We start from the raw sequence: 13,262 nt of genomic DNA, 5'->3' as shown, positions 1-13,262 counted from the left end.
TTTATTTCCTAAACTTTATTGATTTTCCCTTTTTTGACAAATCTTTTGGCAATATTATTTTCAATTGCCTTTATAATTTCGAGTGCGATGTCTTTCCCGGTTGCGCCTTCAATTCCTTCCAGACCCGGAGAAGAATTCACTTCGAGAAGCAAAGGCCCTTTGGCTGAACGAATCAGATCCACACCTGCCACATCCAATCCCATTGCCTTGGCTGCTGCAATCGCTAATTTGCGTTCTTCTTTGGTTATTTTCACAATTGAACCGGTTCCGCCTAAGTGAATATTCGCCCGGAATTCGCCCGGAGGCGCTTCACGCTGCATTGCCGCCACTACTTTGCCGTTAATCACAAAACATCTCAGGTCTTTTCCATTGGCTTCTTTGATGAATTCCTGAACCAAAATATTGGCATTCAAACTCTTAAATGCATTGATTACCGATTCGGCTGCTTTTTTGGTTTCGGCCAAAACAACACCTTTCCCTTGTGTTCCTTCCAGAAGTTTGACAATCAAAGGTGAGCCGCCTACCATTTTGATCAAATCATTGGTATCAAGTGGCGAATTGGCAAATCCGGTAATCGGGATATCCAGTCCGCTGTTCAATAATAATTGAAGCGAATATAATTTGTCACGTGAATGCGTAATGGCCGATGCGTTGTTTAGTGCATAAGCACCCAATGACTCGAACTGACGAGTTAGGGCACAACCATAATAGGTCATACTCGGTCGGATTCTGGGAATAACGGCATCCAAATCATTGAGAATTCTTCCGCCCCGATAATGGACTTCGGGTGTTTTGGCATCTAACTTTATGTAACATTGGCTGATGTTAAAAAATTCAATATGATGACCTAACTGTTGTCCTGCTTCAATGATTCGCTGGTTGCTGTACAATTCAGGATTACTGGCAAGCAAACCTATTTTCAATCCCTGAATGTTTTCCACTCCTTTGGTATAGAAAGCTTCTGCTTCTTCTTTGGCAAGTTGTCCGAACAAAAAACGGCTTTCGGGATCGACAAGCATCTTTCCTCTCATCGCTTCGCGCCCGAGCAGCATTCTATAACCCATTGAATCACGGTCGGTAAGCGAAACTTCAATTTCCCAAACTTCTTCCTTGACTTTCAGGGTGGTTTTGATTACGTAACGTGACTCGCGGTTGCCGGTTGAACTTTTGATAATCCGCCTATCCACAACGGGCGCTTCGCAGTGCACAACGCGTTTTCCGTCGTATTGCAATGGATATACATCAAAAGAAACCCAGCTTTCGCCGTTTCTCTGAAAAGGCAAAATATTAACGGCGTGTAGTGCAGAAGTCTTGGCGCCGCTGTCCACACGTACTTTGATGGTTGGAACACCTAATTCGGGAAGAGAAACCCATTCCTCGCTTCCCGCTACCATTTTATCATTCATTCCGAATCTAAATTTTATACGAATATAATTGAACTAACTTAAATTTTAGATCAAGAATTCAAATCTTAGTAGTTTTGTGTAACATTTTTACAAAGCTGCGTACAAATAAAGTACTTGGAGAAATTATGAGAAAGCTTTTGATACTAACATTTTTGACGTTTCTGACCTCGGTTTCCGCCCAGAAAAAATGGACACTCGCAGAGTGTGTTGAGCATGCGGCCGATAAAAACCTGACGGTTCAGCAAAGCAGAATCAACGAAGAACTATCGGCAAATGACTTAGAATACGCCAACAACCAATGGCTTCCGACTTCAAGGGGTTATTTTGATAATTCCCTTACGATTGGAACGCATCATCCCACCATTGACAAAGGATATCAGCAGTACAGCAACAGTTTGGGCGTGAATTCTTCCATTACCATTTACAACGGCGGTTTACTAAATCTGAATAAAGAAAAAGCCGGTTTGGTAGTGAATTCGTATAAATTTCAGACCGAAAGCGTTATCAATGATGTTTCGCTTATGGTGATAAATTATTATCTGAATATCGTACTAAATCGAGAATTGCTGATGATTGCTGAAAGCAATCTGGCGGTAACCGAACAGCAACTGGATCGTTCTCAAAAATTATTTGATGCAGGAAGAATCGCCCGTGCCGATTTGGTTCAGGCAGAAGCCAATGTAGCGCAGGAAAAGAAAAATGTGGCCGATGCAAAAATTGAAGTAGATCGCGCATTGTTTAATTTATCGGTTTTACTTCAACTGCCCGATTATCGGGAATTTGATATTGCGACTGTAAAGCTTCCTGACGATATAAGTCTGGGTCTTTACGATATGAATCAGGTGTTGGAAACCGCTTATGCGCAACAACCTGCTGTAAAAAAGGCAGAAGTTGATGTGGAAGCAGCTGAAAAGGACATTGAAATCGCCCGAACCGGATTCAAGCCAAGTATTACAGGAAGTTATAATCTCGGTACAAATTATATCGACTATTTCAACAAAGGATTGATGACCGATGCCTGGCTGAGTCAATGGCACGAAAACATTACCAATGTTTTTGGTGTAAATGTCAGCATCCCTATTTTTGAAAAATTCAACAATAAACTCAATGTGCAGAAAGCGCAAATCAGTGAATCAATGGCACAAAACGCATTGGAGCAACAAAAACAAACCATTCGCGAAAATGTTCAAGAAGCTTATTTCAATGCCAATTCTTCTTTTCAGGCTTACGAAGCCGCCAAAGAAAGCGTTCGTTCCAGCGAATTATCGGCTGATTTTGCACAGCGAAGTTTCGAAGCGGGAATTTTAAATATTTACGATTTAAATATTGCCCGAAATAATTTGGTAGTCGCACAGTCTCAAATGGCTCAAGCAAAATACAACTTCATTTTCCGAATGAAAGTTCTGGATTTTTATGCCGGACGACCGTTGATGGAAGGATTGTAATAAAAAAGAATATAAAAAAATGCTGATAAAATTAAATTTATTCATGCTAATATTTTGGCTTTTCAGTTTTTCCATGGCACAAAAAAACGAAGTCTATCTGAATGATGATTTAGTTCAAATCTCAGAGTCTGAATTTAAAAAAATGAATGACCTTCATAAGTTTTATAATTTGCAGTATGAAACGGATAGTTCATTCATAAACATAAAAGTTCAGCGTGTCAGAAAGGGGAAATTATCAGGCGAAGTATGGAACGCCATCAAATCTGAGCTTTCTGCATTATCTAACCAAGAAATCCCCGAAAATGATTTAATCATCATTAATTATTATCATGGAATGGACGGATGTAATTCATCGGGAAATAAATCACACATGACCGCCAAATACAAAAGATTTCTGAAAGGCATAAACAAGATGCCTGACCTTAGCCAGTTTTTTGTTTTTAAATCAGCCGAAGGAACAACTAACTATGGGAAAAACATCAATTGGATTCATGACAAATCCCGGAGGATAGAAAAAACATTTTTTCCTCTTAAATATCCTTGTGGAAGTTATGTTCTAATTGATGAAAATGGTAATTATTATCTTCAAAAAGGCGAATATGACATCGAGCAAATCATTGATTTAGTCAAGAATAAAAAAACTACTTTTGCAACTATCAATTCTTCATATTAAAGTAAATGACGCTTCTTCACATAGAAACTTCCACCAAAAACTGTTCGGCTGCGATTTCCCGAAATGGCGAATTGCTTTGCCTCTGCGAAGAATACGATGAAAATTACGGGCACTCCGAAAAGTTGCATCAGTTTGTGAATTGGGCACTGGAAGGAGCTGAAATTTCTCTGAATGAAATCGATGCGGTCTGCGTTTCCAAAGGCCCGGGAAGTTACACGGGATTACGAATTGGCGTTTCGGCCGCCAAAGGTTTTTGTTTTGGACTAAATATCCCGATGCTCTCCCTGAATTCATTAGAAATTCTGGCACAAAGCCAAATTAATAAAGGTTTTGATTTGATTATTCCGATGATTGATGCGCGAAGAATGGAGGTTTACACCGCTATTTTTGATACTTCAGGCCAAATGATTTCGGAAATTGAAGCGAAAATTCTCGATGAAAGTTCTTTTCAGGAATTGGCCGATCAAAAAATTGTATTTGTAGGCGACGGAGTTGAAAAAAGCAAATCGATTTTGAATTTGCCAACTGTGGAGTTCATCGATAATTTACATCCTTCCGCCAAAAATATGATAGAACTGGCCGAAAAGAAATTCGAAGAAAAATTATTTGAAGATGTTGCCTACTTTGAACCTTTTTATTTGAAGGAATTTATGACCGGTGCGAAGAAAAAACCCTAGTCAGAAAAACTTTATAAATTTAGCAAGCAAAAAAATACAGAAATGGAATTACCCTGGGCGGAGCCTTATAAAATCAAAATGACGGAAGAAATCTTCACATCAAGCCGTGAAGAAAGAGAAAAATGGATCGAAGAAGCCGGATTTAACCTTTTCAATTTATCGAGCGACAAAGTTTACATTGACCTTTTGACCGATAGCGGAACCGGTTCGATGTCCGATCGGCAATGGGCAGAAATGATGCTGGGCGACGAAAGTTATGCGGGTTCACAATCCTATTTGAAACTTCAGAAAGTCATTAAGGACACGCTTGGTTTTCCTTATTTTTTACCGACTCATCAGGGACGTGCAGCGGAAAATATTTTGTTCAGTGCCTTGCTGAAAGAAGGAATGGTTGTGCCAGGAAATTCGCATTTCGATACGACCAAAGGACACATCGAATTCCGAAAAGCCCATGCAATTGATTGTACGATTGAGGAAGCTTTTGACATCGATGATTTGCATCCTTTCAAGGGAAATATTGATTTGAATAAATTAGAAGAAGTTTATAAAACACATTCCAAAGAGCAAATTCCACTTTGTCTGATTACGGTAACTTGTAATTCATCGGGCGGACAACCCGTTTCGATGGAAAATATAAAAGCGGTGAAGGAATTGTCCGACCAATATGGAATTCCTGTATTTTTTGATGCAGCGCGATTTGCCGAAAACGCTTATTTCATCAAAGAGCGTGAAGCGAATTATAAAGATAAATCCATCAAGGAAATTGTAAAAGAAATGTTTTCTTACGGTGCCGGATTTACGATGTCGGCCAAAAAAGACGGATTGGTAAACATCGGCGGACTTTTGGCGATGCGCGATGAAGAACTTTTTCGGACTTGCGGGAATTTTGGGATTATTTATGAAGGATACATTACCTATGGCGGTTTGGCCGGACGTGATTTGGGCGCGTTGGCGCAGGGATTGATGGAGTCCACCGAATATCCTTATCTGCAAGCGAGAATTCATCAGGTTGAATATTTGGGAAAGAAGTTGATGGAATACGGAATTCCGGTTCAGCAACCGATTGGCGGCCATGCGGTTTTCGTGGATGCCTTGAAATTTTTACCGAATGTTCCCCGTGCGGAATATCCGGCTCAGACTTTGGGAATTGAATTGTACAAAGAAGGCGGCGTTCGAGGCGTGGAAATCGGCACTTTGTTGGCCGACCGCGACCCTGAAACGAGAGAAGACCGTTTCCCGAAACTGGAATTATTGCGACTGGCTATTCCGAGAAAAGTTTATTCCTACAAACACATGGACTACATCGCAGCCGCACTGAAAAATGTTTACGATAGAAGAAATGAAATCAGATCAGGTTATGAAATTGTTTGGGAACCTGAGATTTTGAGACATTTCACGGTGAAGTTGAAGAAGAAGTAAATTTTAATTCAAATTCAGTCAAACAATCCTCCTTGTGAACTCGACTTGATTTTCCCCAAATGTTTATAAGCTTTTTCCGTGGCTTCGCGCCCGCGTGGCGTGCGCATCAGATAACCTTCCTGAATTAAATAAGGTTCATAAACTTCTTCCAGCGTTCCGATGTTTTCTCCTACTGCCGTGGCAATCGTTGAAATTCCCACCGGGCCGCCTTTGAATTTATCGATGATGGTCAGCAAGATTTTATTGTCCATTTCATCAAGTCCGTTTTGATCGACTTTCAAGGCCGACAAACTAAATTCCGCTATTTTTTTATCGATTTTCCCGGTTCCTTTGATTTGGGCAAAATCTCTTGTTCTTCGAAGTAAAGCATTGGCAATCCTCGGTGTCCCTCGGCTTCTACCGGCAATTTCAATGGCGGCTTCTTCTTGAATTTCGGTGCCGAGAATTCGGGAGCTTCGCTGAATGATGGTGCTCAGAAGTTCCTGATGGTAATATTCAAACCGAAAATTAATTCCAAATCTTGCACGCAAAGGAGCCGTCAAAAGTCCGGAGCGGGTAGTGGCACCAATCAGTGTAAAGGGATTTAAGCCAATCTGTACCGAACGTGCATTGGGTCCAGATTCAATCATGATATCGATTTTATAATCTTCCATTGCTGAATACAGGTATTCTTCAATCACGGGCGACATCCGGTGGATTTCATCGATGAAAAGGACGTCGTTTTCTTCCAAATTGGTAAGTAATCCTGCTAGATCGCCGGGTTTGTCTAAAACCGGTCCGGAAGTGATTTTGATTCCCACACCCAATTCATTGGCTATGATATGCGCCAAGGTGGTTTTTCCAAGTCCCGGAGGTCCGTGCAAAAGAACGTGATCCAACGCTTCGCCTCGCATTTTGGCGGCTTTTACAAAGATTTCCAGATTGTCGAGAATGTGCATTTGCCCCGTAAAGTCGTTGAAACTTTGCGGTCGGAATTGTTCTTCCAGTTTTAATTCATCATCTGAAAAATTATCAGGGTCGGGATTGAGTATGTCTGACATTCAATAATTCTTTATCCAACAGATATCATCTTTATTTCAAGATTAATCCTTTAATTTTGCAACAAAGTACGCAAAATCCATTGAATGAAAAAAGGAGTATTGTTAATCAATTTGGGGTCGCCTGATTCAACAGATGTTCAGGATGTAAAAAAATATTTACGAGAATTCCTGATGGATCCATTGGTTTTGGATTCGCCTTATTTAGTCAGAAAATTTGTGGTAGAAGGAGCCATTTTACCTAAGCGTCCTGCTGATTCGGCGGAAGCCTATAAAAAAATCTGGTGGGAAGAAGGTTCGCCTTTGATCGTATTATCCAAAAGACTTCAGAAAAAACTCCAAGAGAAGCTTGAAATTCCTGTTGCATTGGGAATGCGTTATCAGAATCCGTCCATCAAATCTGCTTTGCAGGAGTTGCACGACAAAGGGGTAACCGAGGTGTTGGCTATTCCGCTTTATCCGCAATATACCATGAGTTCAACCGAAACGGTTGTGGTTAAAACCAATGAAGTTCAGAAAAAATATTTCAAAAACATGAACCTGACTTTTCTGAATTCATTTTACAACCGTGCCGATTATATAAAAATTCTGGCAGAAGATATTCAACAAAAGCTTCCTAAGGAATTCGACGTCTTATTGTTTTCCTATCATGGAATTCCGGAAAGACATGATGCAAAAGCTGTCAAAAAATCTAAAAAACACCCCGAAATGAACATTAAAACCTATCGGGATCAATGTTTTGAAACAACTGAATTGGTGCGTGAAGCGCTGGATTTGCCCAAGGACAAAGTCAAAGTTTCGTTCCAATCCAGGTTGGGAAAAGATCCTTGGATCAAGCCTTATACCGATTACGTTTTGAACGATTTTCCAAAACAAGGCGTTAAAAACATCGCCGTTGTCGCACCGGCTTTTGTGTCGGATTGTTTAGAAACGCTGGAAGAAATCGCCATGGGTTATGAAGAGCTTTTCATGGAAAATGGTGGCGAAAAATATACGTATATTTCCTGTTTGAATGATTCCAATGCCTGGGTGGATGTGTTGGTAAAATGGTCTGAAGGCTGGGCGAAACAAGAAAATTAGAAAATGAAAAATTTTATTCGAATTTGTGCGGTTTTACTGTTGGTGGTTTCCTGTCAGAATGATGTAAAGAGTTTATCTGACTTAAAATCAAACTTTTACGAACTACCGCATAATGGACTTAGATTGGGCGATAGTTTGAACATTTATTTCTTCAAAAATCAGGACAAAGTTGATTCGGTAGAATTAACAATGAACGGTCAAGCTTTCCACAATCATAGCGTAATGGACAACTCCAATACTCGTCTCGGAGTAAATGATTTGAAAATTAAAGTACATACCGGCGATACTTTTATAACCGGTGAAGTTCAGGTTCCGATATTGAATTCAGATAAAGAAACACCAATTGAATTTGAAGTGATCAGCCAATATCCGCATCCAAAAGAACTTTTCACACAAGGATTTTTCTTCGCAAACGGAAAGCTTTATGAAAGTTCGGGGCAATATGGAAAATCCAAACTCGTGACTTATCAACCGGGCACAACGAATTACCTAGAAGAAGTTAAACAAGATGCAAAAATCTTTTCCGAAGGGATTGCTTTGCTGAACAATAAAATTTATCAGCTTACTTATCGGGAGAGAAAAGCCTTGGTTTACGATGCCCAGAGTTTGAAATTGGAAAAAGAAATTCCGCTTCCTTCGATGCTGAAAGAAGGCTGGGGGATGACCACGAACGGCAAAGAACTCATAGTTTCAGATGGAACACAAAATGTTTATTTTTTTGATGAAGAATTTAACCTGAAGCGGAAAATTCAAGTAGCAGGTTATCAGTCGGTTTATACGCACATAAACGAGATGGAATTCATCAACGGAAAAATTTTCGCCAACGTTTGGACGACTAATTTTATTCTAGTCATTAATCCTGAAACCGGAGCTGTTGAACAATATTACGATTTGACGCAACTTTCCGAAACCAAAGGTTCTGATGATGTTTTGAACGGAATTGCGTTTTTCAATGAAAGTATCCTGGTTACAGGAAAAAATTGGGAAAAGATATATCAACTACCTCTTCCCAATTAGATTTTTTATAATATTTTGAGATTTTCTTAAATCAACTTGTTGAACTTAATAAATCTTAATTAAAACCCTGTAAGTAATTTATACTTAATGTTTTAATTTACATATCCTCACGCTCTTTTTGTTCGCCGTCATTCCATTTTTCCAACATAATTCGCTCTGAAGGCGAAGGGTGTACGCCACCGGCCAAAAGTTCCATCACCGAATCCCAAAGATTGGTTCTGGGTTCAAATTCCTCCTGAAACTCTTTGATAGCCTTCATCAAATGCGCTTCATATTCTTTTGGATCTTCCCAATTTACTTCGTGCGGTGATGTTTCTTTGAGAATTCCCAGAAATTTGGCACGTTCGTCTTTGGTATATTTTCCCGCGAAATCCAATATGAAATGGGCCGTATTCAATTCATTTTCAATTTGAGGGCGAATTGAATTTTCCAAAACCACATAGTCAGTTTCCCAGTGTCTAAGTCGATCGTCGGTAAAAGCTTTTTTGCCCAATCGTTCAAATTTCAGCGCCGATTCGTATAAATAGCTTTTGTGCGTTTCAAATTCTTTCCAAGATTCAGTATTCACTTTTCCTGTTTCAAAAAGATTTTCTGTCACCAAACTTAGATGCTGGATTACCTGATTACCATACACGTGAATTTCATTCAGAAGCGTTTCTCGTTCAGCTTCTAATTCATTTCCGGCATTTTGAACGAGATAATCAGAGGCGCGTTCGTAATTGCGAATCAATTCTTTCACATAACCCTGAATATAATCTGAATGTCTGACAAATCCTTCTTCAAAATTACGAATGGACATCAGCATTTTTATTCTGCTTTCCAAAAGTTCACTTGAAACTTGATGCTTTTTATTTGTTTCCATAATCTTAATTTTTATTAAATTCTTAAAAACAAAAACTATGCGATAAACTAAATTTTTAGTTTATTTTAACAATTCGAAAAAAACATACATTATCTCAGACTTAAGGATTTCTGACCAATTTTCAGTCCGTTTTGATACAGATCGATTTTGTAAGTTCCCTTTGGAAAATCATATTCTTCCCAGTCAAAAGTTACGTTTTGCTTGGTCCCTTTCGTATAATCAAAAGCGACTTTGTCCGAATATTCAACACTGCCCAATGACCAAGTTTCCAGTTGTCCCGGCGAAGCATCAGTAAACTTCCCAAGCGTTCCGTCTGGTTTGTAGATAGCGATGTAGATTTCCTGTTCGCCGCTTTCAGCAAATTCATTCGGATCCAAATCAAAACTTACGCGTAATTTGTCAATTCTTTTCGCTTTGTCGGTTTCAACCTCTTTTCCACTGTTTCGTACGCGCAGACCGGTAATCTGATAATTGGAAACTGAGAAAGTCGAACGCATTTTCTTTTCAGTGGCTTCCGCTTTTTGTTTTTGAATATTGGCTTTTTCGCCCAATTTGAAAGAATTATAACGAAGTGTATCGTTGACTACGATGAGTGAATCATTTTTTTGCTGTAATACAGCGATTTCCTGCTTAAACCGGGCAATGTCAGCATTCAGCGCATTGATCATACGTCGCGCTTGTTTGAGTTCTGATTCTGAAACATTTGATTTATTCAAAATATTCTGAATTTCCTTTTGCTTGTCAAATATTTCCGCATCACGCTTGGACAATAAAGAATCCTTTACCTCCAAATCAACACGTGATAATTCAAATTGCTCGGTAAGTGAATCCAACTGATTCTGTAAGATAATTTTGGCTTGTTCAGTGTCTTTCAGATCGATTTCCATCAAGTCCATCTCAGATTTATTGTTCTGATGCTGATAAAAATTATAACCAATGCTCCCAAGCAAAAGCGCTGCCAACACGCCAATGATTATGTATTCTTTTGTTTTTTTAGGTTGGTCGTAAGTTTGGTTTTCATTTGTTTCCATAAACTTTACTTATTAAAAATATTTAATTGTTCTTTTGATGACATAAATGGGGGTTCTATTCCGTGAAATTTCACATTTGATCCAATTGTTTTCCCTGTCTAATTCAAATTTAAAACTATATTTATCAATCAGTTGCGTTTTATGGTTGAACTTTTGAAGTTCAGAGAGAAGGCCGTTTTTGTCATAAGTTTCAGTTCGCAAAACTCTTCCCGAATTATCCATTAATTCATACTTCGACAAAAATTCACTATCGTATATAAACGTTTCGGTTGTCTTTTCATTGCCCGAAATTGTAATTTTTTTTGAAATAAATCCATCAACGTATTTATAATCAATGTTTTTACCAACAATTCCGTTGTTGTGAAAGTTTTTTTCTTCGGTTAATTCTCCTTTAAAATTATAGTTGAATTTATCCCTGGAAAAAATCTCATCTTCCATCCAGAAAACCTTTTCAGCAATTTCTCCTTTTTCGTAAATATAATTTGTAACCCAATACTGATCAGAAGTCCGACCCGAATTAAATTCATCTTGTCTGACCAATTGATTTTGCAAATAATAAAACCTTTTGCGCTGCGAAATTTTTCTCGGTTCTTCACCATTCTGAATTAAAGTTGTTTCCAGTTTTTCCAGTTGATTGGAAGGATTGATTTGAAGAATTGTCCGGTCAAACAAACCCAATTTTCCCCGATAATCAAGAAAATTCTCTCTTAAAATCAAGTTTCTCCTCCGGTCAAATTTCAGATAAACCGAATCAAATTGCTCACTGTCCAGAAAACCGGAAACTTCTGTTTTTGAAGGATTTCCATAAGCATAAGTAACCGATTGAACGCTTTCCACTTTGCCCAAAAGTCGGAAATCCGTCGTACGGAATTGTGCCTGTAAAATTCCTGTCAAAAGCAGAATGAAACTACTTAGAATCGCGCATTTCTTTGTAAACATTGATAAGTCCGTTTGTTGATGAATCGTGTGAATGAATAGTTTCCTTGTTTTCTAATTCAGGTAAAATCTTGTTGGCCAATTGCTTGCCCAGCTCTACGCCCCATTGGTCATAACTGTAAATATTCCAAATAACACCCTGAACAAAAATTTTATGTTCGTACATCGCTAACAAATTCCCTAAAACATTAGGAGTCAGAATCTTATATAAAATGGAATTGGTCGGTCGGTTTCCTTCAAATATTTTATAGGGTTTCAAAAATTCGATTTCGGAATCCGATTTTCCTTGTTTTTTTAATTCTTCCACAACTTCTGCTTCGGTCTTGCCAAATGCCAATGCTTCGGTCTGAGCAAAAAAGTTCGACAATAATTTGGCGTGGTGATCACCAACCGGATTCAAAGAATTCGCTCCGGCAATGAAATCACAGGGAATCATTTTCGTTCCTTGATGAATCAATTGATAAAAAGCGTGCTGGCCGTTGGTTCCGGGCTCGCCCCAGATAATCGGTCCGGTCTGATAGTCCACCGGCACTCCGTTTCGATCCACATATTTTCCGTTGCTCTCCATATCGCCTTGCTGAAAATAAGCCGCAAAACGCGATAAATATTGTTCATAAGGCAGAATGGCGATGCTTTCAGCACCGAAAAAATTATTGTACCAAATGCCCAACAAAGCCAGAATTACCGGAATGTTTTCTTCAAAATCAGTTGTTTTAAAATGATTGTCCATTTCAAAAGCTCCTTGCAATAATTCTTCAAAATTTTCAAATCCGACCGCCAGACAAATGCTCAATCCAATCGCGCTCCAAAGCGAATATCTTCCGCCAACCCAATCCCAAAACTGAAACATATTTTCAGAATCAATGCCGAATTTTTCCACTTCCGATTGATTGGTTGAAAGTGCCACGAAATGTTTGGCTACATCCTTTTCAGCGGCTTCGGAATTTAAAAACCAATTACGTGCAGTATGTGCATTGGTCATCGTTTCCTGTGTGGTAAAGGTTTTGGAAGCGATGATGAATAAAGTCGTTTCCGGATTCAAATTTTTCAGGGTTTCGGCGATATGTGTTCCATCCACATTGGAAACAAAGTGGAGGTTCAACCTCGTTTTATAGAATTTCAGCGCTTCGGTTACCATCACAGGCCCTAAATCCGATCCACCAATTCCGATGTTCACCACATCTGTAATTTCCTTTCCGCTAAAGCCTTTCCATTCGCCTGAAATTACTTTTTCTGAGAATGCTTTCATCTGATCTAAAACAGCATTCACTGCCGGCATTACATCTTTTCCATCTACCAAAACCGGTTGATTATTGCGGTTTCGCAAAGCGGTATGAAGGACAGCGCGATTTTCGGTTACATTAATTAAATCACCTGAAAACTGTTTTTTGATGGCGTTTTTTAGTCCGCATTCTTCTGCTAGTTCGACCAATAATTTCATCGTTTCGGAATTGATTCTATTTTTTGAATAATCAAAAAGAATATCCTGAAAACGAATGTGAAATTGCTCAAAACGATTGGGGGCATTTTCAAATAATTCACGTAGGGATTTCGGTTCCATTTCCACGAAATGATTATCGAGTCGAGACCAAGCAGTTGTATGAGTAGGATTTATTTTTTCTAAAGACATATTTCAAATTTATAAACAAAAATACAGAATTAGTCCGGTCGCATTGTAC

12 protein-coding genes are annotated in these 13,262 nt (G+C 38.9%); 6 read left to right on the top strand and 6 right to left on the bottom strand.

Going from position 1 to position 13,262, the window contains the following annotated elements; translation table 11 throughout:
- Positions 1-8: 8 nt before the first annotated feature.
- Positions 9-1,406 carry a 30S ribosomal protein S6--L-glutamate ligase gene (rimK, locus tag WBF63_RS02690; RefSeq protein ID WP_424368155.1) on the bottom strand — a complete coding sequence of 466 codons (1,398 nt, stop codon included), beginning with the start codon at positions 1,404-1,406 and terminating at the stop codon, positions 9-11.
- 125 nt (positions 1,407-1,531) lie between these two features.
- On the opposite strand from rimK, the gene WBF63_RS02685 reads away from it, so the two are divergent.
- Genes WBF63_RS02685 through WBF63_RS02670 form a run of 4 tightly spaced genes read left to right on the top strand, consistent with a single transcriptional unit; the run spans position 1,532 to position 5,620 of the window.
- Positions 1,532-2,851 (top strand): TolC family protein, encoded by a 1,320-nt coding sequence (locus WBF63_RS02685; protein ID WP_424368154.1) that lies wholly within the window; start codon positions 1,532-1,534, stop codon positions 2,849-2,851.
- A 43-nt stretch (positions 2,852-2,894) separates the two neighbouring features.
- A complete protein-coding gene (locus WBF63_RS02680; protein WP_424368153.1) occupies positions 2,895-3,524 on the top strand; it encodes a hypothetical protein in 630 nt (209 codons plus the stop codon).
- 5 nt (positions 3,525-3,529) lie between these two features.
- A complete protein-coding gene (tsaB, locus tag WBF63_RS02675; RefSeq protein ID WP_424368152.1) occupies positions 3,530-4,201 on the top strand; it encodes a tRNA (adenosine(37)-N6)-threonylcarbamoyltransferase complex dimerization subunit type 1 TsaB in 672 nt (223 codons plus the stop codon).
- Between the two features lie 42 nt (positions 4,202-4,243).
- The gene (locus WBF63_RS02670; protein WP_424368151.1) at positions 4,244-5,620 is read left to right on the top strand and encodes a tryptophanase; all 1,377 of its coding nucleotides are present in this window, start codon (positions 4,244-4,246) and stop codon (positions 5,618-5,620) included.
- A 14-nt stretch (positions 5,621-5,634) separates the two neighbouring features.
- Here WBF63_RS02670 and ruvB read toward each other — a convergent pair whose 3' ends face one another.
- The gene (gene ruvB / locus WBF63_RS02665; protein ID WP_424368150.1) at positions 5,635-6,660 is read right to left on the bottom strand and encodes a Holliday junction branch migration DNA helicase RuvB; all 1,026 of its coding nucleotides are present in this window, start codon (positions 6,658-6,660) and stop codon (positions 5,635-5,637) included.
- Between the two features lie 84 nt (positions 6,661-6,744).
- Here ruvB and hemH point away from each other — a divergent pair, with 84 nt between their 5' ends.
- Positions 6,745-7,737, top strand: coding sequence for a ferrochelatase (gene hemH / locus WBF63_RS02660; protein WP_424368149.1), 993 nt, complete (start codon positions 6,745-6,747; stop codon positions 7,735-7,737).
- A 3-nt stretch (positions 7,738-7,740) separates the two neighbouring features.
- On the top strand, positions 7,741-8,754 hold the full coding sequence (locus WBF63_RS02655) for a glutaminyl-peptide cyclotransferase (RefSeq protein ID WP_424368148.1): 1,014 nt from the start codon (positions 7,741-7,743) through the stop codon (positions 8,752-8,754).
- A gap of 97 nt (positions 8,755-8,851) precedes the next feature.
- On the opposite strand, the gene WBF63_RS02650 is transcribed toward WBF63_RS02655, so the two are convergent.
- The 4 genes from WBF63_RS02650 to pgi all read right to left on the bottom strand — a co-directional run bounded on the left by WBF63_RS02650 (position 8,852) and on the right by pgi (position 13,213).
- Positions 8,852-9,616 carry a hypothetical protein gene (locus WBF63_RS02650; protein ID WP_424368147.1) on the bottom strand — a complete coding sequence of 255 codons (765 nt, stop codon included), beginning with the start codon at positions 9,614-9,616 and terminating at the stop codon, positions 8,852-8,854.
- Between the two features lie 89 nt (positions 9,617-9,705).
- Positions 9,706-10,647, bottom strand: a complete 942-nt coding sequence (locus WBF63_RS02645; RefSeq protein ID WP_424368146.1) for a hypothetical protein — start codon at positions 10,645-10,647, stop codon at positions 9,706-9,708.
- A gap of 12 nt (positions 10,648-10,659) precedes the next feature.
- Positions 10,660-11,586 carry a hypothetical protein gene (locus WBF63_RS02640; RefSeq protein WP_424368145.1) on the bottom strand — a complete coding sequence of 309 codons (927 nt, stop codon included), beginning with the start codon at positions 11,584-11,586 and terminating at the stop codon, positions 10,660-10,662.
- Positions 11,555-13,213, bottom strand: coding sequence for a glucose-6-phosphate isomerase (gene pgi / locus WBF63_RS02635; protein WP_424368144.1), 1,659 nt, complete (start codon positions 13,211-13,213; stop codon positions 11,555-11,557). The genes WBF63_RS02640 and pgi overlap by 32 nt, the downstream gene beginning before the upstream one ends.
- Positions 13,214-13,262: the final 49 nt, after the last annotated feature.

This window comes from Moheibacter sp., from assembly GCF_049672845.1.
GTDB lineage: Bacteria > Bacteroidota > Bacteroidia > Flavobacteriales > Weeksellaceae > Moheibacter.
The sequence above is the reverse complement of the archived record's forward strand: the minus strand, read 5'-3'. Positions and strand labels throughout refer to the sequence as shown.